Source organism: Micromonospora sp. WMMD734 (assembly GCF_049178975.1).
GTDB classification, from domain to species: domain Bacteria; phylum Actinomycetota; class Actinomycetes; order Mycobacteriales; family Micromonosporaceae; genus Micromonospora; species Micromonospora wenchangensis.
Genome location: NZ_JBMHMK010000001.1, coordinates 504,342 through 524,539, shown reverse-complemented (window position 1 = coordinate 524,539; position 20,198 = coordinate 504,342). Strand labels below are relative to the sequence as shown.

At 71.0% G+C, this 20,198-nt stretch carries 16 protein-coding genes; 3 read left to right on the top strand and 13 right to left on the bottom strand.

The window, feature by feature from the left end; genetic code table 11:
• The first annotated feature begins 165 nt into the window (after window positions 1-165).
• Window positions 166-2,814, top strand: a complete 2,649-nt coding sequence (locus ACN267_RS02390) for a hypothetical protein (RefSeq protein ID WP_421487813.1) — start codon at window positions 166-168, stop codon at window positions 2,812-2,814.
• Here ACN267_RS02390 and ACN267_RS02385 read toward each other — a convergent pair whose 3' ends face one another.
• Both ACN267_RS02385 and ACN267_RS02380 read right to left on the bottom strand, forming a co-directional pair.
• Window positions 2,815-3,150, bottom strand: coding sequence for a hypothetical protein (locus tag ACN267_RS02385; protein ID WP_421487812.1), 336 nt, complete (start codon window positions 3,148-3,150; stop codon window positions 2,815-2,817).
• Window positions 3,147-3,338 (bottom strand): hypothetical protein, encoded by a 192-nt coding sequence (locus ACN267_RS02380; protein ID WP_084261485.1) that lies wholly within the window; start codon window positions 3,336-3,338, stop codon window positions 3,147-3,149. The genes ACN267_RS02385 and ACN267_RS02380 overlap by 4 nt, the downstream gene beginning before the upstream one ends.
• A gap of 79 nt (window positions 3,339-3,417) precedes the next feature.
• On the opposite strand from ACN267_RS02380, the gene ACN267_RS02375 reads away from it, so the two are divergent.
• Window positions 3,418-3,633, top strand: coding sequence for a helix-turn-helix transcriptional regulator (locus tag ACN267_RS02375; RefSeq protein WP_231932565.1), 216 nt, complete (start codon window positions 3,418-3,420; stop codon window positions 3,631-3,633).
• A gap of 203 nt (window positions 3,634-3,836) precedes the next feature.
• On the opposite strand, the gene ACN267_RS02370 is transcribed toward ACN267_RS02375, so the two are convergent.
• The 7 genes from ACN267_RS02370 to ACN267_RS02340 form a co-directional block, all read right to left on the bottom strand.
• On the bottom strand, window positions 3,837-4,172 hold the full coding sequence (locus ACN267_RS02370) for a DUF6204 family protein (RefSeq protein WP_421487811.1): 336 nt from the start codon (window positions 4,170-4,172) through the stop codon (window positions 3,837-3,839).
• A 275-nt stretch (window positions 4,173-4,447) separates the two neighbouring features.
• Window positions 4,448-4,768, bottom strand: coding sequence for a helix-turn-helix domain-containing protein (locus ACN267_RS02365; RefSeq protein WP_421487810.1), 321 nt, complete (start codon window positions 4,766-4,768; stop codon window positions 4,448-4,450).
• Window positions 4,769-4,889: 121 nt separating this feature from the next.
• The gene (locus tag ACN267_RS02360) at window positions 4,890-6,380 is read right to left on the bottom strand and encodes a type I restriction-modification system subunit M (protein ID WP_421487809.1); all 1,491 of its coding nucleotides are present in this window, start codon (window positions 6,378-6,380) and stop codon (window positions 4,890-4,892) included.
• Window positions 6,381-6,385: 5 nt separating this feature from the next.
• Window positions 6,386-7,735, bottom strand: coding sequence for a restriction endonuclease subunit S (locus ACN267_RS02355; RefSeq protein ID WP_421487808.1), 1,350 nt, complete (start codon window positions 7,733-7,735; stop codon window positions 6,386-6,388).
• A complete protein-coding gene (locus ACN267_RS02350; protein ID WP_421487807.1) occupies window positions 7,732-11,169 on the bottom strand; it encodes a DEAD/DEAH box helicase family protein in 3,438 nt (1,145 codons plus the stop codon). The genes ACN267_RS02355 and ACN267_RS02350 overlap by 4 nt, the downstream gene beginning before the upstream one ends.
• A 190-nt stretch (window positions 11,170-11,359) precedes the next feature.
• Window positions 11,360-11,791, bottom strand: a complete 432-nt coding sequence (locus ACN267_RS02345; protein WP_281895665.1) for a hypothetical protein — start codon at window positions 11,789-11,791, stop codon at window positions 11,360-11,362.
• A gap of 403 nt (window positions 11,792-12,194) precedes the next feature.
• Window positions 12,195-12,416, bottom strand: coding sequence for a winged helix-turn-helix domain-containing protein (locus ACN267_RS02340; protein WP_204959217.1), 222 nt, complete (start codon window positions 12,414-12,416; stop codon window positions 12,195-12,197).
• Window positions 12,417-12,804: 388 nt separating this feature from the next.
• Here ACN267_RS02340 and ACN267_RS02335 point away from each other — a divergent pair, with 388 nt between their 5' ends.
• Window positions 12,805-13,164 carry a hypothetical protein gene (locus tag ACN267_RS02335; protein ID WP_204959218.1) on the top strand — a complete coding sequence of 120 codons (360 nt, stop codon included), beginning with the start codon at window positions 12,805-12,807 and terminating at the stop codon, window positions 13,162-13,164.
• Window positions 13,165-13,234: 70 nt separating this feature from the next.
• On the opposite strand, the gene ACN267_RS02330 is transcribed toward ACN267_RS02335, so the two are convergent.
• From ACN267_RS02330 to ACN267_RS02315, 4 genes are all read right to left on the bottom strand, one after another.
• On the bottom strand, window positions 13,235-13,912 hold the full coding sequence (locus tag ACN267_RS02330; protein WP_421487806.1) for a hypothetical protein: 678 nt from the start codon (window positions 13,910-13,912) through the stop codon (window positions 13,235-13,237).
• Complete coding sequence (locus tag ACN267_RS02325) at window positions 13,913-16,420, bottom strand: FtsK/SpoIIIE domain-containing protein (RefSeq protein WP_421487805.1); 2,508 nt, start codon at window positions 16,418-16,420, stop codon at window positions 13,913-13,915. It lies immediately after the preceding gene.
• A gap of 81 nt (window positions 16,421-16,501) precedes the next feature.
• Window positions 16,502-19,183 carry a hypothetical protein gene (locus ACN267_RS02320; protein WP_421487804.1) on the bottom strand — a complete coding sequence of 894 codons (2,682 nt, stop codon included), beginning with the start codon at window positions 19,181-19,183 and terminating at the stop codon, window positions 16,502-16,504.
• 107 nt (window positions 19,184-19,290) lie between these two features.
• Complete coding sequence (locus ACN267_RS02315; RefSeq protein WP_421487803.1) at window positions 19,291-20,103, bottom strand: SGNH/GDSL hydrolase family protein; 813 nt, start codon at window positions 20,101-20,103, stop codon at window positions 19,291-19,293.
• Between the last annotated feature and the right edge of the window lie 95 nt (window positions 20,104-20,198).

The following is a 20,198-nucleotide window of genomic DNA, read 5'->3' as shown; positions in this document are numbered from 1 at the left end:
CGCCACGCCTTGCACGCACGGTTATGTTTCATCGAGTGTCCCGATCGGACAAACTTCTGTCAATCGATGCTTCTCGATTCCAGATATCGACCTGGCAGCGGACCAGCCCGACCCCCGTGAAGATCGTTTCGTGTCCTGTTGGTGACCCTCGGTAGGGTGTCGCGCATGGACCGGAATGCCTGGCGTCGGCATGCGTGGTGGGTGGGCATCCCGGGCGTGGTCGCCGGGTTCGGTGCGTGGGCGGCCGTCGCCGATGACAAGACCGGATGGACCGTCGTTTCCGCTGCCGCCGCCGGGGTGGTCGGGGGCTTCGGGCCGACGGTGGCCGACCGGCTGGCGGCGAAGCGGGAGGCCCGGCGGCGCGGCGAGGACGCGCTGCGCGGCGTGACGTCGGCCGAGTTGCCGGAGTCGGTGGCCTGGCTGCTGCACCCGAGCCGGGAGGTGGTCGACTTCCTCGGTCGCGGCTGGGTGCTGCGCCAGTTGGAGTCCTGGGCGGCCGACCCCGACGCGGTGGCGGTACGGCTGCTGACCGGCGCGGGCGGGGTGGGCAAGACCCGGTTGGCCCGGGAGTTCGCCGGCCGGCTGTCCGGTTGGCGGTGCGAGTGGATCCACGCCGGGGCCGAGGAGCAGACGGCCGCCCTGATTACCTCGGGCGGCGTACCGTCGCGGTTGCTCGTGGTGGTCGACTACGCCGAGACGCGGGACCGGGCCGGGGTGGCGGCGCTGGTCTGCGCGGCGCAGCGGGCCACCGGGGTACGGGTACGGGTGCTGCTCATCGCCCGGGGTGCCGGGCTGTGGTGGGAGACGCTGTCGGCGGCGTACCCGCAGCAGGCGCAGTTGCTCGATGCGGTGACCGGCCGGTCGCAGGTGGTGGAGCTGCCGGCCCGGATCGAGGAGAGCGAACCCGGCGAGATCGTCGCCCTCGCGGCGCGGGACTTCGCCGCCCACCTGACCCGGCCGGTGCCGGCGGTCGAGGCGCGGAACCGCCCGGCGGACACGCCGGTGCTGCGGTTGCACGCCGAGGCGCTGCTGACCGTCCTGGACGGGAAACCCCGGCACGGCCGGTACGACGTGCTGACCGAGGTGTTGGGGCACGAGGCCCGCTACTGGCGGTTCGCGGCCCGGCGGGCGGGCCTGCTGACCGCCGACGACCCGGCGTCGGACGCGCTGCTGCGGCAGGTGGTCGGGGTGGCGGCGCTGCTCGGCGCGGACGGCCCGGACGAGGTGGCCGGCCTGGTCCGGCGGGTCCCCGCGCTGGTGGCCGCCGAGCCGGAGCGGGTGGACCGGTACGCGGCGTGGCTGGCCGACCTGTATCCGGCCGCCGACGGCACCGGGCTCGGCGTGGTGCAGCCCGACCTGCTGGCGGAGGCGCTTGCGGTGCGGGTGCTGCGGGACTACCCGGCGGCCGACCGGAGGCGGGTGTTCACTGGCCTGACGGTGGCGCAGGCGATACGCGCGTTGACGATGCTCGGCCGGGCGAGGACGCACCAGGCCGACGCGGCGGCGCTGATCGAGGTGGCGTTGGCGGCGGACGTGCCCCGGATGGTCGAGGCGGTGATCCAGGTCGGGGTGCAGTTCCCGGGGGTGTTCACGCCGGGGGCGGTGCGGCTGCTGGCGGACGCGGAGATCGATCTCGGGTGGGCACGGCGGGTCGCGCGCCTCGTGCCGTATCCGTCGATGGAGTTGGGGCGGCTGGCACTGGCGCTGACGAGCCGCATCGTCGCTGGTCTTACCCCGGACACCCCGCCCGACGTTCAGGCCCGCTGGATGAGCGCGCACTCCATCCGCCTGGCCGAAATCGGGCGACGAATCGAAGCTCTCACCACCAGCCACGAAGTCGTCAACCTCCGACGCGAACTCACCACCACCGACCGCGACGCCCACCTTCCCCACCTCGCCATGTCACTCATCAACCACGCGGTCCGACTCGCCCAGGCCGGACGACACACCGACGCACTCACCACCAGCCACGAAGCCGTCAACCTCTACCAAGAACTCACCACCACCAACCGCGACACCCACCTCCCCAACCTCGCCTCATCGCTTAACAACCACGCGCTCCGACTCGCCGAAGCCGGACGACACACCGACGCACTCACCACCAGCCACGAAGCCGTCAACCTCTACCAAGAACTCACCACCACCAACCGCGACACCCACCTCCCCGACCTCGCCATGTCACTCAACAACCACGCGCTCCAACTCGCCCAGGCCGGACGACACACCGACGCACTCACCACCAGCCACGAAGCCGTCAACCTCTACCAAGAACTCACCACCACCAACCGCGACACCCACCTCCCCGACCTCGCCGCGTCACTCAACAACCACGCGCTCCAACTCGCCCAGGCCGGACGACACACCGACGCACTCACCACCAGCCACGAAGCCGTCAACCTCTACCAAGAACTCACCACCACCAACCGCGACACCCACCTCCCCAACCTCGCCGCGTCACTCAACAACCACGCGGTCCGACTCGCCCAGGCCGGACGACACACCGACGCACTCACCACCAGCCACGAAGCCGTCAACCTGTACCAAGAACTCACCACCACCAACCGCGACACCCACCTCCCCGACCTCGCAACATCGCTGCTGAACGTCGGATACGTCGGACTCATGGCTGGCACCGTGACCGACGAGGTCATTGCCTTGACCACCGAAGGTGTCCGCTACTTCGACGAGCTTGCGGCTGCGGAACCGGCGGCGTTCGAGGAACGCCGTCAGGCAGCCAGACGCACCCTTGACGAGTTGTACCGTGCGGCTGCCGGAACCGATGTGAACCAACCTCTCCCCGATACGGAGAGATGATCACGGAAGCTCGTCGACAGCCTTGTCACCCAGGATGGCGCGGGCGTGCGGTCGGGTCGGAGGAGCGCGCCGGGAGGTAGCGGCGCGGGAGGCGGGGACGGGCTGGCGGGTCGGCGCTGGTTCGGGTGGCAGGAGTCCGGCGGGTTGGACGTAGATCGAGCGGCGGGCCACCGCGTCGCCCTTGGCGTCGATCTGGTAACCGTCGAGCCAGGCCCACCCGTCGTACGTGATCCACTCGGTGCGGACCCGGATCAGGCGGAACAGGATCGGCCTGACGAATTGCGGGCTCGCCTTCCGCGTCACCTGGACCAGCACCCCGGACCGTAGCTCGATCATCGCGGCCCGTCCTGGCTCGGCCAGTGCCGCTGGTTGATCGGGATGCGGTGCCGGTAGCGGCAGGGCAGCTCGTTGCCGCACCGGCAGACGAACCGCCACCGCCGCCACGACCACGCCGGCCGGTGCCGCCGCGCCAACGTCATCGCCGTGGCGAGCAGATACTCGTGGTAGGACACCCGTCGTGACATACCGACACGGTCCTCGGTGGAGGTTTAGTCAGCTGGCAATAGCCGATCGGAAAGTCAGCGAATCACTACGCTTGGCAACATGAGTCGTGACCCGGTGCTGCTGATGGGTCCCTACGAGATCGCCCAGCGGATGGGTGTCTCGCGGCAGCGGTTCCAGCAGCTCACCCGGCATCCCACCTTCCCGCGCCCCTACCAGGAGCTACGCGGCATGAAGGTGTGGCTGGCCGTGGACGTCGAAGAGTGGATCACGAAGCACCGGCCGCCGCGCCCCACCGAGGACGACACCCCGGAGTAACCGCCCGCCCTGCTGGAGCGTACGAGACGCGCACCTCTGCCACCCCCGGCGGTCGGCAATCTGCTCCTTGGTGGGGTCGCCGGAGCCCACGCCGACAACCAGCCCAGGTTTGTGGAGACTTGTTGCGCCCAGGGCGACAACAACTCTCCACGAAGGAGACAGCAGCTCGCCGCGTGGCGACGCCGTTGAGGGCTGGCCGGCCGTTACGACCGTGCGCGGTGGCGGATCTTGATGTCGTCGAGGTCGGTGGAGACCGACGTGAGGTCCCGGTGGCCGGCACCGAGTTCCGCGACGGCGGTGGCGGCCAGCGCTTCCGCCCTACCGATCACCACCGCTTCCGCCTCCTCCCGGGTGGCCGGGACCAGGCAGCGGAAGGTGAACCCGAGCAGGGAACGCTCATAGGTCACGGTGCCCTCTTCGGTGAACTTCGCCTGGAACACATCGTGCTCGTCCGCCCTGGCGAGCAGCGCGGCACGCTGCACGTCACCGAGCGGCGCGAACCTGCCGCGTACGATGACCTGGTAGGTCTTTTCGGCCATGGTGGGGACCTCCGGCTCCGGCTGAGCACGACGACATCGAAACGGCGGGCTGGCGGCAACCGGAAGGAAGCCGGGCAGGTCACGGCTACCACAGGCCGACCACAAGGCGCGACGGCGACCCTACCCGAAGGGCCACCGGAACACCCCGGCTTTTCCAGCAGTACGCCCCGGCGGGAATGACACCCGGCAGTAACCGGCGCACCACAGCGCACGCGCGATCGTGGCCGATACGAGCGATGTGGCGGAAGCCGGTCGGGCCTACCGAGTGGTGAGGGCTACGCGATGGCGGCAATGTTCCCGTCGTCGAAGTAGATCGCCTGATGGAGGCGTCCGCCGAGTGCAGCGGCATAGCGGGCGAGGACCTCCTGTCCGGAGATCTTGCCCTGCTCGATCTGGGACACCCGCCCCTTGGTGACACCCATGCGGTCGGCGACCTGCTGTTGCGTCAGGCTGCGGGCACGACGTACCTCGGCGAGGCGGTGCCCGACCACCTCGGCGAGCAATTCCCGCTTGCCGGCCTCGACGGCTCCTTCACCCCCGGCCCGTTCCACATGCCCGGCACGGATGTCGTTCCATCGCACGTAGTTGCTGCTCACGGCCGGTTACCGCTCTCAAGGCTGTCGATCCAGTCGCGCACCTCATCGACGAGGTAGATGTCCCACTCTGCCACCACCAGCGCAGTATAGCGGGTGGTATACACAAGCAGGTCAGCCTCGCTCAGTCGGTGTCGACCCGGGAGCCGGTCGCGCCGAGGGCTTCGGCGATGGCGGCGAACTCGCGTAGGGCCGCCTGGAGGTCCTCGACGATCTCCTGGGCGATCACCTCGGGTGGCAGCAGCGCGTCGGCGTCCTCCAGGGAGGCGTCCTTGAGCCAGGTGATGTCCAGGTTCACCTTGTCGCGGGCGATCAACTCGTCGTACGGGAAGGGGCGGAAACGTTCGGTCTCCACCCGCTCGGCGCGGTCCTTGCCGGGCAGGTAGCAGTCGACGAAGTCCTGGAGGTGTTCGCGGCGCAGCGGGTTCTGCTTGAGCGTGAAGTGCTGGTTGGTGCGGAAGTCGTACACCCAGAGGTTCTGGGTCCAGGGTTCCTCGCGGGCGCGCTTGCGCTCGAAGAACAGCACGTTGGCCTTGACGCCACCGGCGTAGAAGATGCCGGTGGGCAGGCGCAGCATGGTGTGCAGGTCGTACTGCTTGAGCAACCGGCGGCGGATGGTCTCCCCCGCGCCGCCCTCGAACAGCACGTTGTCGGGCAGGACGACGGCCGCCCGGCCGTCGATCTCCAGCAGCGCGGCGATGTGCTGGACGAAGTTGAGCTGCTTGTTGGCGGTGGTGGCCCAGAAGTCGTTGCGTTCGATCTCGCGTTCCTCGCGGGAGGAACGGCCGTCCTCCCCCACCATCCGGATCGACGAGCTGCGCCCGAACGGCGGGTTGGCGAGCACCAGGCTGACCCGGCTCGCAGGCTCCTTGCCCAGGGCGTCCTTTACCGCGATCAGCGACGGGCCGTTGGGGGTGCCGATGCCGTGCAGCAGCATGTTCATCGCCGCCAGCCGGGCGGTGCCGTCGACCAGCTCGGTGCCGGTGATCGCGCCGCCGGCGAGCCGTCGCCGCTGGTCGGGGGTTAGGGTGCTGCCGTGGTGACGCTGGATGTGGTCGTAGGCGGCGAGCAGGAAACCGCCGGTGCCGCAGGCCGGGTCGGTGATCGTGTCGTCGGGGGTGGGCAGCATGCAGTCGACCATCGCGACGGTCAACGCACGCGGGGTGAAGTACTGCCCCGCGCCGGATTTCGCGTCCTCCGCGCCCTTGGCCAGCAGCTCCTCGTAGGCGTCGCCCTTGACGTCGACCCCGGTGCCCGACCACTCCTGCTTGTCGATCAGGTCGACGATCAGCCGCTTGAGCTTCGCCGGGTCCTGGATCTTGTTCTGCGCCTTGCGGAAGATGGTGCCGAGGGTGCCGCCCTCCCGGGCGAGCCCGGTGAGGATGTGCCGGTACTGCACCTCCAGGTCGTCACCCTCAGCGTCCAGCAGGGTCTGCCAGCTCAGCTCGTCGGGCACGATCTGCTCCGGCCGGAACGTCCGCCTGGCCCGCTCGTCGGCCATCTTGAGGAACAGCAGGTAGGTCAACTGCTCCACATAGTCGATGGTCGACACGCCGTCGTCACGCAGCACATCGCAGTAGTTCCACAGCTTCTGCACCAGACGGCGCGAATCCACAGTGCTCACAGTGGCAAGGTCTCCTGCTGGTAGTCGTCGCCGGTCACCCTGGTCGGCGGTGCCGCCAACTCCTTCGGGGTACGCCGGGAGCGCGTCCGCTGCTTCGGGATGGTGGCCGAGCGCTCTGCCCTGATCCGGGCGAGCAGCTCGGCGGCCGGCTCGTCGTCCGGGTCCTGCGGCACAAGTCGCCCCGCAAATGCCTCCGCCAACAGCGAGGCCCGTAGCGCGTCTGACTTCCTGGCAGCGTGCTCAACCTCCGCGATCAGGCGTTCCACCCCCGCCAAGCGGTCGGCGGTGCGCGCCACAATCTCCCGCTGCTCGGTGAGCGGGGGTATGGGGAACTCCACCGCCTTGAATCTCGTAGCCGAGAGATGGGCGATGTTGGTGGTGATCCTCACTTCGCGCGAGAAGCGCCCGGCGTGCATATGGCGTCGGAAGACCAACAGCGCCCACTCCGGATCAACGTCGGGGCCAACCCGGAACCGCAACAGGCTGTTGGTGAAGGCGACGTCCTCAGGAACGCCGCGATACAGCGCTGGACGACCGAGCAGCTCGGGGCTCTGACCTTCGTTGAGGAGGATGTCACCCGGCACGAGCTTGAACTTCTCAAAAACAGCCGGCGGGAAGTCCATCTCCATCACGTCGGTGGTGTCGATGCGGTCCTCGAACACATTTGCGACGCGTAGATAGGGCCGCATGTGGTCCCCGGTGTGCCAGTCCGGATGCCGTTGCCGACCGAGGTCGACCCGACCTGCCTCCGCAACGGTCACGGTCCTCCAGCCGGTCTCATCACCGACCGGAACCGACTCGACCAGCAGCCGCTTCTTCAATGCGCGCAGGCGCAACAACTGCTTGGTGAGCAGCTTGACCCCTGCGTCCAGTCGAGAGAAGTAAACGTCGAGAACAGCCACGATGCGCCGCTGTTCAGCAACAGGGGGCAAATCAACGGGGAGTGAATCAAATCGCGCCCTGGTAACATGAACTATTCCTGACCCGTGAGTTTCTCCAACCAGATCGCTCAGCAGATACATCACCAGATAATAGTGGAACCTTCTATCAATAAATGACTGAACCTTGAATATGTGCTGATTGAGGACAGCTTCGGGCCCCTGCCACAAAAAAGCCCCCAGCGTTGCCGCCCAGGAAATAAGCAAATCTCCTCGACGAACCACATACCTTTCTTCGATCGGCCCAGAAAAATAGTTGTGAGATGCACCGGATCTCGTCAGATTCTGAATCCGAATGATGGGTCGACCGGACTCAGCCCACTCGGATTGCTTAAAGCCACGCCCGTTCAGGTACCTACCAACTTCTCCGAGCGTCGTCTTGGCCCAGCCGTCTGGCAGGTCGGTCACGCGGTTAGCTCCTGGTTGAGTTCGGTGAGGAGGGGTTCGGCGCGGTTGCCGAAGGCGCCCGCGTACCCGTCGATGCCGCCGCGTTCGGTGAAGGGTGCCCCTTCCAGGTCGTCGGGGGTGATCTCCACGCTGACCGCTATCACGTCCTTGATCCTCTCCAGCCACCACACCTGATCGGCAGTGAAGGTAGCGCCCGCCTGCCGTTGCCGCAGCAGCCACCCACGGAAGCGTTCCTCTGTGGTCGTACGAAATGGACGGAGTTCCTGGTCGTGGCCCAGTTCGTAGCGGATGAGGGCGACCAGGTCGGTCACCCCGCGCGGCCCGGCCTGCTCGACGGTCCGGCCGAGCTGCACGTACGCCTGCCACAGCGAATCCGGGGTCCACGCCTGCGGGGGCCTGGCGATCCGGGCCGCCAGCTCCTTGAGCTGGTCGTAGCTGACCCGACCCTTGCCCTCGTAGAACACCTGCAACGCGGTGATCTCGTCGCGATGCTGTTCCAGGTAGTCGTGCCAGCTCCGCACGGTCACCTGGGCGCGTTCGGCGGCGGGCACCCCGGCCGCCGACAGCAGTGTGTCGGCGTTGACCTCGTCGATGGTGACGTCGTGGGTGTGGCGGATCTCCAGGATGCGGGCGCGCAGCTGCGGGTTCGCGGCCAGCGGGCGCAGCGCACCGGCCAGCAGGTCACGGACGGCGTCCGGCCCGGCCAGGGTCGCCGGGTTGAGCTGTTCGGGGGCGACCGCGTCGACCAGGCCCCGGACGATGCCGGTGAGCGGCTGCCCGGCCAGGTCGGCCAGCTCGGCGCGCTCGTCGTCGGTGAGCTGCCGGTCGAGGCGGGACAGCCGGGACGCGAGGGTGGCCACCTCGTTGGCGTCGGCGGTCAGCGTGCCGGCCTTGCGCAGCAGGTCACGCAGCGAGATCTGCTGCTCGCTGTGCCGTTGCAGCGGCACCGCCTCGTCCAGATCGGCCTCGGTCACCCCCACCGCGTCGACGATGACGAACCGGTCCTTCACCCTCGCGTCAGGCGTGACGGACTGGAAGTCGGCCGGGTCGATGGTGCGCGCCCCACGCCCCTTCATCTGCTCGAAGTAGGTGGCGCTGCGCACCGGCCTGAGGAAGAACACACACTCCAGCGGCCGTACGTCGGTGCCGGTGGCGATCATGTCGACGGTGACCGCGACCCGCATCTCCGGGCTGTTGCGGAACGCCTGGATGAGGGTGTCGGGGTTGTCGCCGTCCCGCCGTGAGGAATAGGTGATCTTCCTGGCGAACTGGTTGCCGCGCCCGAACACCTCCCGGACCATGGTGACGATCTCCTCGGCGTGGTTGTCGTCACGCGCGAAGATCAGCGTCTTGGGCACCGTGGAACGGCCGGGGAAGATCTCGGTGAACAGCCGGTCGCGGAAGGTCTCCAGCACCAGCCGCAACTGCCCCTTCGAGATCACCGACCGGCCGACCTGGCGGCCCGCGTACGTGAAGTCGTCCTCCAACTCCTGGTAACGCTCGGCCCGGGTCCGCCGGTCGCGCAGCGGCACGACGGTGCCGGCCTCGATCTTCTGCCCGCCCTCGGTGATCTCGGTCCTGATCCGGTAGACGTCGAAGTTGACGTTCACCCCGTCGGCGACCGCCTGCTCGTAGGTGTACTCCGACACCAGGTTCTGCCGGAAGAAGCCGAGGGTCTGCTTCACCGGGGTCGCGGTCAGCCCCACCACGAAGGCGTCGAAGTACTCGATCACCGCCCGCCACTTGCCGTAGATCGAACGGTGGCACTCGTCCACCACGATCAGGTCGAACGTCTCCGGCGGCAGCTGCGGCTGGTACGCCACCTCGACCGGGGAGTCCAGGTCGTAGCTGTCGTACGCCTGGTCGTCCAGGTCGACGTCGGGCAGCTCGTCGCCGCGCAACGCCCCGTACAGGCGCTGGATCGTGGAGATCACCACGGTCGACGAGTCGAGCAGGCCGCCGCCGGAGAGCCGGTCCACCGTGTACAACTCGGTGAACTTCCGCCCGTCGTCGGGGGTCTGGTAGCCGGCGTACTCCCGCAGGGTCTGCTTGCCGAGGTTGTTCCGGTCGACCAGGAACAGGATGCGGCGGGCGCGGGCGTGCTTGAGCAGCCGGTAGCTGGCGGTGACCGCCGTGAACGTCTTGCCCGCCCCGGTGGCCATCTGGATCAACGCCCGGGGCCGGGCGTCGGCCAGCGAGCGTTCCAGGCCCTCGACCGCGTCGATCTGCGCCGGGCGCAGGCCCAGCCGGTCCAGCGCCGGCATCCGGCGCAGCCGGGCGCGCAGCGTCGGCGCGGCCGGCTCGTCGTCGGCCTCCCGCATCCACCGGGCGAGCGTCTCCGGCCGATGGAACGCGAACACCTCCCGGGTACGCGGAAAGGGGTCGAGCTGGTTGACGAACGCGGTTTCGGTGCCGGTGGCGACGTACCCGAACGGCAGCGCCGCCTCCCGCCGCCAGGCGCTGAGCCGCTGCTCGGCGGTCAACCCGTTGAGATAGCGGTCGAGCTGCGCCTCCACCCCGCGCGGGGCGGTGCCCTCCCGCTTGGCCTCGATCACCCCGACGAGGCGCTGGTTGACGTAGAGCAGGTAGTCGGCGCGGCCCGTCGCCAGGGTCACCTCGCGCACCGCGACGCCGACTCCCGCGTACAGGTTGAGTTGGTCCTGGTCCTGGACCTGCCAACCGGCGGCGGTGAGCTGGCGGTCGATCTCGACCCGGGTCTGCACCTCGTTCAACGGCTCGTGCGAGGCCCGTCGGGCGCGGGCGATGAACTCCTCCCGCTTGGCCGCCGACACCTTCACCGGCTTGGCGCTGTCAAATGCCTGCTGCGCCGCCTCGGCGGCCGGTTCCAGGCTGGCGAGCAGCGCGGCGGCCTGCGGCCGTCGGGCGTCGGCGTCGCGTACCGCCTGCTCGGCGGCGACCGTGGCCGCCGCCTGGGCGAGGGCCAGTGACGGCTGACCGTCCAGCAGCAACTTCGTCTCGGCAAGCTCCTGCTTGTAGCGCTCGATCTCGGCCTGGAGGCCGCTCACCAGAGCGGCCGACACCTGCCGTTGCGGCGGGGTGGGTGGCACGAACCCGATCGGCGCCCGGTCATCGGTCACCGCCCGGTGGAACCAGAGCCCCAACTCGAAGCAGGTACGCAGCAGTTCGAGGGCTTCCCGCACCTCACCCAGGTGATCGTGGACGGCCTGGTTGCCGGTGTCCCGCAGCCGGTCGAACGCGGCGTAGACCTTGGCGGTGAGTGCGCCGTTGGCATACAGCACCTCCACCTGGTGGAAGAAGCTCTTGCCGTGCGGTGTGGCGTCGGTACGGCGGACCAGTTCCCGGGCGAGCACGTCGCCGAACGCGCGAGCCTTGAACATCGCCGACTGGGCATCGACGTAGACGAGCAGCTCGGCCCCTGCGCCGTACCAGACCAGCAGAGGATGGTTCTTCAAGAACCCGAAGTTGGCAGACTGCTCCGCCAAACGGCGTACCTGTCGAGGATCCACGACTCTCCACGTCCATAAGCGACGGTGAACACGTCAGGATATGAACGGGCGTACATCTTCGGTATCCCGCAAGCTATCGGAAACCCGACAGCGCTCGGGAAGCGTCCGGGAGCGCCGGGGTGCCGCCGGCCCAGGGTCAGCCGTGGGGCAGCTCCGTGATGGAGCTGGCGACCTCGATCGCGGTTTCCCCGTCGAACCGCTCGACGTCCACCAGCACGTCGACCGCAAGGCCCGGCCGGACCAGCCAGAACGCCTCGCCCCCGCCGGCCAGCCCGACGCCCTCGGCGCGACCGAACTCGGCAAGCGGCCACTCGGCGGAATCCCGCTCGTGGTAGCCGGCCAGGAACTCGCGCACCTGCACCAGCGAGGTCAGCCGATCGCCGCGCAGCACGTGCACCCGCAGGTCCACCCGGTGGCCGTCGTCGACCGCCCGTTCCCAGACCCGGGTGGCGAAGGTGACGTCGTCCCACTCGGAGGCGAAGTCCGACACCAGGTCGCCCGCACCCTCCGGCACCCACCCGACGTGGAAGCCGTCCAGATCGCCACCGTCACGCCCCTGCACCGTCATCGCCCACCGCCTCGATCGTGTCCAACTGGTCGACCGCCAGCGCCGAGGCTGGCGGTGGTACTGACTTTGCGAAGAATCGGCACCACGGAGCCGGCGGGTCACATCGTCGACACGCGTTACCCACACGGCCGTCCGGTAGGTCGACGATCACACGTACACACGGGTCCGGCCGCCGCCGGGCCGACCACACCGGTCATGAGCGCCCGCTCAGTTTCCCAGCGCGCGTACCGCGCTCACACACACTTCCCCAGGTCTGTCGACACACCACAGTCACCCCGCCGCATCGACGATGACCACCGAGAGCCTACGAGGTGAACACCGACCGCAGCTACCCCCGACGGAACCACATCCCGAACGGCAGGGTCAGCGCCACCGACGGCCCGTCGACGGGAAGCCGCCTCGGTCACTCCCGCTCGGCGACAAACACCCCGAGCCCGTGGACACCCTGCACCCATCCCTGCGTCTGTAGGACGAGGATGGCTTGCCGAACGACTGTCGTCGAGACGCCGTGCTCGGTCTTGAGCTGAATGGTGGAGGGTAGCTGATCCCCCGGCGCGAGCTCTCCCGATTCGATCTGACCACGAATGCGGTCCGCCAGTTGTTGCCACTTGGGTTTGACGGGCATGTGTGTACTCCCAGGTCTGCCCCGCCATTCGATCACGTGTCACTACCCGTGACAAGTAACGTGTTGTCGTGCTTGCCATGTGTGACTAGATGTGTAAAGCTCCCCTCGACCTACTCCCCAGGTCTGCAAACCCGGAGTTGGTCTGTTCCTCACCCGCACAGAGCGCCCGGTCGGGTCATCCCCCCGGCCCGACCGGGCGCGCGGTCACCCACCAGCACCCACCCACACACCCCGGGCCGCAACCCGCCCGCACCACGCCCGTAACTCAGGGCGAATTCAAGATCAGATTGCAGTTTTGTAGACGACACGCCGAGGCGAGTACGCGAAATCGCAATCCGATCACGGCCGCCCCACCCTCACCAACGGAACTCGACCAGGAGCTGCCCCGATGGACGACCAACCCGACCCGCACCACCCCGAGCGACACCCCACCCGACCACAGCACGACAACCGCCATCCCCACGACGACAAGCACCATCGGGACAACCAGCACCGGCACGACACCAAGCACCCCCACGACAACCGGCGCCCGTACCACGAGCGCCGCTCGGACGAGGACAGTCCGCCGGAGTCCGGCGGGGACCTCGGCCTGCTCGTGTCCGACCAGGACGTCGAGGACGCCGACGACATCCTCTTCGCCCATCCCCCGCACGTGGTGACCCGCAAGGTGTGCGGTTGCGGCGATGACTACCCGTGCGAGCAGGTGCGGTACGCCCGATTGATCAAGGCTGCCCGGGGGCCTCGCTGATCGTCACCGAGCCACGCCGGTGCCCCGCCGGGCAGACCGCCGCAGGCAGGCCAGCGAAGCCGGAGCCCACTCAACGCACCAGGCGGAACAGCAGCAGGGTCACGCAGTACGCCAACGGCACCAGCAGGGCGCAGATCACGAAGCCGAGCGGGGCGTACCGGGGCGGGTCGGTGTCGGCGAGCGCCGGCCGCCCCCACCGCCCGAGGATCAGCCAGCCGGCGACGAAGGAGATCAGCGGCAGCCCGGCGCAGGTCAGCGCGCCCAGGGTCACGCCGTCGACCACGCCGATGCCGTTGGCGACCAGCAGCACCAGCATGGCCAGCACCCCCACGGCGGCGCAGCCGACGTAGACGGCGACCGCGCGGGCCGTCGGCGACCAGGTGGGCAGCAGAGCGGGCCGCTGAGCCAGCGCCTCGGCCTGCTGCCCCAGCCGGTCGACCTCGTCGACCAGCCGGGCCGCCTCGGCCAGCACCACCGCCGGATCACCGTCCACCCCGGACCCGACAGCCGCACCGGCCCCGGCCTCCACCCCGGACCCGGGAGCGGGGTCGGTCGCCGGGGACACGCCAGCGGCGGCACCGAGCTGGCCGAGCCGTTGTTCCTGGGCGGCCAGCCGCTGACCGAGCCGGGTCACCCCGGTGTGCAGGTCACGGCGGCGTTCCGCCTCGGCGGCGGCACCCCGCTCGCCCTCCCGGATCCGGGCGGAGAGCTGCCGGACCGCCGCCGCGTACTCGTCGTAGCCGGTCACTCAGCGCTCCTCTTCGGGGCGGTACCCGGGGCGGACGAACGGCACGATCAGCGCGGTGCGGTGCGCGTGCCTGTCGACGAGCAGCGCCCGGTCCGGGCGCGGGTTCCAGGCCAGGTCGGTCACCCCGAGGTAGAGCCCGAGATCGTCGGCGGGCACGTTCAGCGCCACCAGGCAGGCCACGTCGTCGCGGTTCTGGCTGCCGCCGAGGTCGTCGGCGAGCCGGGGCAGGCCCCGCCACCAGCCGAGCAGGTGCACCCCGTGCCCCGGCCCCGCCCGCAACAGCGCCCGCAGGTCGTCGTGGCCGGTCCGGTACGTGTCCGGGTCGGCGGCGGCGAGCACCGCGTGGGCCGCGTCCACCCCGAAGACCACCAGGTAGGTCCGGCCGCGTTCCCCGGGGCCGGCGGCCAGCCCGGCGACGCGGGCGCGCAGCCCGGCCGCGTCGACCTGGGTCACCGGGTGCCCGGCGGCCTTCAGCCCGGCGGCGGTGTCGTCGGCCAGCTCGTCGGCGGCGGCCACCAGCGCGGCCAGCACGAACCCGGCCTCCCCGGGCCGGTGCTGCCCGGCCAGGCTCAGCGCGGCGGCCCGCAGCACGTGCGCGCCGGTGACCGAGGTGCCCACCACGGCCAGGTGCCGACCCGGGGAGGCGTCCAGGTCGAACCGGGCGGTGCTGCCGGCCACGTCGACCGTCCGGCCCACCAGCACCGCCGGACGACGGCCGGCCGGGACGGGCGGCGTCGGCTCGTCCTCCAGGTGGGCGGTGGCGTAACCCCGGAAGACCTCGGGCGGGCCGACGTCGTCGGGGCGCGCGTCCCACAGCTCGTAACGCAGCCGGGCGAGCTGGCGGGCGTCGGCGTGCGCGTCGGGGAACCGCAGCAGCGTGTCCGCGCCGGCCGCCCCGGCGGCGGTGTTGACCAGCGCCGTGCCGATCCGGGTCGGGCCGGCGACGGTCGCCCGGGGGCCGAGCACCGCCTCACCGCCGGGCAGCGCCACCCGCAACGCGAACTGCCCGAACAGCGACTCGGCCCGGCCGTACAGCGCCTCCACGCCGCTGGTGCTCTGGCTCGCCAGCACCAGGTGCACACCGTACGAGCGGCCCTTGCGGGCCAGCTCCTCCAGCAGGTCGACGGCTTCCCGGGCCAGCCTGTCGTTGCCGGCGAACAGCACGTGGAACTCGTCGATCACGGCCACCGTGCGGGGCACCGGTTCGGTGTCCGGCAGGTCGGCGAGCTTGGTCACCCCGTGCCGCTTGAACAGCCCGGCCCGCCGGCCCAGCTCCCGGCGCAGTTCGCGGAGCACGGCCAGGCCGTACTCCCGGTCGGACTCGACGCCGACGGCCCGCGCGTGCGGCAGGAACGACGGGTCCCGGTCGGTGGGGACGAACTCGGTGAAGCTCACCCCCTCCTTGAAGTCGAGCAGCCACAGGTGCAGCTGCGCCGGGGAGTAGCGGGCCGCCAGGCCGTAGAGCACGTCGAGCAGGAAGACCGTCTTGCCCGCGCCGGTGCGGCCACCGACCAGCCAGTGCGGCGTCGCGTCGTCGAAGGCCAGACTGACCGGGGTACGCCCACTGCGGCCGACCACCGTCGACAGGCCGCCCCGGGCGGAGCCGGTCCAGCGGTGCTCGGGCAGCAGGTCGGCCAGGTGCAGGGCGGTGTCCCGGCGTAACTGCTCGCCCAGCCGGTCGGCGAGCGCCTGGACGGCGGCAGCGGGCGGGTCACCGTCGAGCAGCACCGGCACCGGCAGCCCGGTGCGGTCGGCGCTGAACGGGTACCCCGGCGGATCGCCGACCCGGGCGTACCGTTCGTCGAGCCGTACCTCGGTGGTGCCGCCCAGCACGGGTGGAGCCTGGCCGGGCGCGGTCACCGCGCGCCCGGCGAACAGCACGCACACCCCGGCGGTCGGCCCGGCGTGGGTGAGCGCGGCGAGCCGGGCCAACTCACGCGGGCCGGGCGCGGACGCGGCCACCACCAGCAGCAGCTCGGCCTCCCCCGCGCGGGCGTGCGCCTCGGCGGCGTCCAGCAACACGCCGATCTCGGCCTCGGTGGTGGCGACCGTGCCGAGCACCCCGGCGTCGCGCAGCGGACGCAACGGGATGAAGGTGGCCCCCCAGGCGGCCGGGTCGATGCCGACCACCCGCACGCTGCCCGGGGCGGCCGTGGTCAACAACCGCAGCACCAGCACCCGCAGCAGCACCGCCACCCGGGGATCACGGGCGTCGCCGTCGACCGCCAGGTGCCGGCCGGCGCCCAACGGCAGCAGCAGCGGGAACCGGCCGTCCGCCGTGGACGCCTCACCGATGCGCACCGCCGCCGGCCCGTCGCCGGTGCCGCCGGGCGGCGGGGCGGCCAGCGCGTCGGCCAGCCGGGCCAGCCGGGCGACCAGGTCGGCGGTACGCTCCGGGACGGGCTGCCCGGCCAGCCGTTCCAGCAGGGCACGGGCCGCCGTCCACCGCTGCCGGGCCTGCCGGTGCGCGGCGACCGCCTGCCCGTACGCCGATGCGAGCCTGCCCACCCACTGCTCCCCACCCACGTGCGGACGAATCGAGGGAACCCTAGCGCCCCGGCGGGTCCGCACGCACGACCCGCCCACGGGTCAGACGGGTCGGCAGCCCGGGTCCGGTCCGCTGTCGGCCGCGCCACAGTGGAACACCTCGACCGGCTCGGCGGCCACCTCCGGCACCCGCTCCACCCGCAGCAACGCCAGCCGCTTGGCGACCGGCTCGCCCGAGTCGGGGGCGTACCGGATCACCCCGGCGACCCCCGGGTAGCCGGCGGCGGCGTTCTGCCGCAACACCTCGGCGTGCACGCCGACCGGGTTGACCGAGCGGGGCTCCCAGCGCCGGCCGGTGTCGGCGTGGCGCAGCCGGGCGGCGAGGCTCTCCACCGCCCGCACCATCATCATCGCCGCGTCGTAGGCGAGGCTGACCCGCTCGCCGACGGGTGCGCCGGCACCGTCGCGGCAGCGCGGCGGGTCCAGCAGGTCGTCGGCGCCGACCCAGGTCAGGAAGCTGTCCCGGGCGTCGTCCCGGGCGGCCTGCGCGGCCCGTAGCGCGGCACAGGTGGCCAGCGCCGCCTTCGACACGTACGTCACCGGCAGGTTGCCCGGGGCGCTGGCCCGCAGGCCCGGGTTGGCCATGTAGCGGTTGACCGAGTCGTCGGCGACGAGGTGCCGGGGCGGGTCGTTGCCGCACTCCTTCAATGCCCGCAGGAACCCGTCGAACTCCGACCAGCGCCCGGCGAACAGCAGCACCCCCCGGAAACCGCACTCGGCGGTCAACCGACGCCCGGTACTCCACTCGTCGAGCCGGGTGAGCCGGCTGCCGAACCGCTGGCGCAGCCCGTCGACGAGGGTGCCGACGTAGAGGTCCTCGGCCAGGGAACTGGCCTCGCCGGTGGTGTAGTAGACGTGCGCCTCGGTCACCCGCAGCACCTGCCGGGCGTACGTCTCGATCATCGCGGCCTGGTCCCTGTTCGGCGCGGAGACCTGGAGGTAGAGGCTGGAGTTGACGTCCATCCGGTCGGCCGACAGGGTGGGGGCGAGCACCGGCAGGCCGACCCGGTTGAGTTCCCGCAACGCCACGGCGGTGCTGGTGCGGCTCTCCACCAGCCCGACCACCCCGAGCACTGTCGGGTCGTCGTGGGCCAGCCGTTCCAGCATGGCCACCGCCGGCCCGGCGTGGCGCATCTGCCGGCCCCCGTTGGCGACCACCACGTGCAGCAGGGCCGCGCCGTCGGCTGCCGCGGACTCCTTGAGCAGGGCGTACTGGGCGGTCGCCAGGCCCTCCAGCTCCTCGCGTTCGGAGACGTAGGACTCCTCGTCGGCCCGGGTCCGGTTGCCGGTGAGGGTGCCCAGGTAGACCAGGGTGAGATAGGGCCGACGCTGGTCGCTGCGCCGCCACACCTCCTCGGCGGCCCGGTTCTGCGCGAAGATCCGCTGCTGCACCGCGCGCAGCCGCTCCTGGCCGGGTTCGCTGTTGAACACCTGGGCGGCGGTGTCGCTGTAGCCGACGCACTCCCCGGCGAGCACCTGCACCCGTACCTGGCCGATCGGCGTCGGATGGCAGTCCAGCGTCCACCTGCTGTCCGCCCACACGACCGTCCCGGCCAGCACGACCACCGCCACCGCCGCCGGCAGGAACCGCCGTGCCCACCACGGCGGGTCGGGGGCGACCAGCGCGGGCGGAACGACCCCCGGGGGCGGGGTGGCGTCCTCGTCGTCGGGGCGCAGCGCCACCAGCCAGGCGGCGGCCCGCCGCAGCCGCCGGGTCTCGGGCAGCGCCTCGGCCCACTCGTCGTAGGCGTCGTCCGCCTCGCGCAGCGGTCGGGTGCCCGGCAGTTCCGGCGGCGGCACGGCGGCCAGCGCCACCACCAGCAGCGGATCGTTGCGGCCCGTCTCGTTACGCACGTCGGTGAGCAGCCGGACCAGGGTGTGCCCGACGCCGTCGACGTCCACCCCGTCGAGCAGCAGCACCGGGTACGCGGTGCGCCGCCAGTCCCCGGGCCGCCACGCCCGTCGCCGGTACGCCTGCCGCAGGTCCTCCAGGAAGGCGTGCAGCAGCAGCTTGTCCACCTGGGCGGGTTGTTCGCCGTCGCGCCAGCCGGCGGTGAGCCGTTCGGCGAACCCGAGGAAGGTCACCGACTGGCGGGGGGCAAGATACTGCTGCCGCATGAACCACCGGTACTGGCCGCCGACGCCTGGCACCCGGCCGGAGACGGCGATCCGGAACACCACGCTGGGCACCGCCCGGCGCAGCAGCCAGAGCAGCACCTGAAGCGCCGTGCCGACCCCCGACTCCCCGCCGACCTGCGGCTCCTCGACGGGACGCCGGCCCCGCCAGTCGCGCAGCCGACGGACCAGGGTGGCCCGGCCGCTGTCGGCGGCGTCGACGCCCACGTCGAGGGTCTGCTGCATCAGCCAGTCGGCCAGCGGGTGGTGGCGGAACCGCAGCCGGGCCGCCCCGAACGCCTCCAGCGACAGCTGCCGGTGCAGTTCCCGCAGCACCCCCGGGACGTCGGCGAGGTCGGGGCGGGCGGCCAGGTCGAGCACGGCGTGCGGGACCCGGCGACCCGCGCCCCGCCCGACGAAACGGCGCAGCAGGGCACCCGGGTCACCGCCGGTGGCGGCCCGGACCAGCCAGAGCACCGGCAACCGGCGGTCGCCCCGACGCGGCCGGCGCAGCAGCCGGGTGAGCAGGGCGAGCAGTTCGGTGCCGCCGACCGGGGGGCCGTCCACAGCGGGCGACCGGGGCTGCGGCGGGGTCACCGGTTCGCGCATACGGGCACCTCCGCCGCCGACAGGAACCAGGAAAGAGTTCCCATTGTCGACGACGGAGGCAACCGAGGGTGTCCGGTGGGATGCCGCCGGTGACCCGGCCGGCCCGGTCAGCCCAGCGCGGCGGTGAGCGTCGGCAGGTAGCCGTACCGGTAGCCGTCGGCGTTCGGGTGGTACGCCTCGATGACGCCGCTGACGTCACGGATCCACGGGGCGGCGGCGCAGACGCCGTGCCCGGCGAAGAACGGGCGGGCGTCGGCGAAGGTGGCGCCGGCCGCGTCGGCCCGGGCGGCGGTGACCGTGGCGAGCACGTCGGCGGCCTCGTTGAGGATGGTCCGCTTGTAGCTGCTCATCGCCAGCACTCCACAGGAGCCGGTCTCGAACAGCCGGGGGTAGCCGAGCACCACCAGCCGGGCGTTCGGGGCCCGGTCGCGGATCGCGGCGTAGGTGGCGTCGAGCCGGCCGGGCAGCGTCGAGGTGGCGAAGCTCTTGGCTTTGTCGACCGCCGCGGTGCAGGTCGCCGTGGTGCCGAACCGGCAGCTGGTGATGACGTCGGCGAAACCGGCGTCGTTGCCGCCGATGGTGATGGTGACCAGGCTGGTGGTGGCGCTCAACGAGCCGACCTGCTTGGTGATCACGTCGGCGGTTACCGCGCCGCCGCAGGCGGGGAAGGCGAAGCTGGTCACCGCGTTGGCGGCGGCCCACAGCGGGGCGTACGACTTCTGACTGCGCAGGCAGGTGGAAAAGTCGTACGGCCCGGCGCCGACACCGGAGGAGTACGAGTCGCCCAGCGCGACGTAGTGGACGGTGGCGGCCTGGGCGGCGGTCGGGACGAGCAGGACGCCGGTGACGGTGGCGAGGACGGCGGCCAGGGCGGTGACGGCCCGGGCCAGAGCGCGGCGGGGTAGGGCGCGGTGGAGCATGACGATCCTCCAGGGGCAGCAACGGGGGAAGCCTCTGGACCGCGCGCGTGGCCAGGGGGGTGAGGCGTTGTTACTAGTCGGTAATGCTAGCGAAA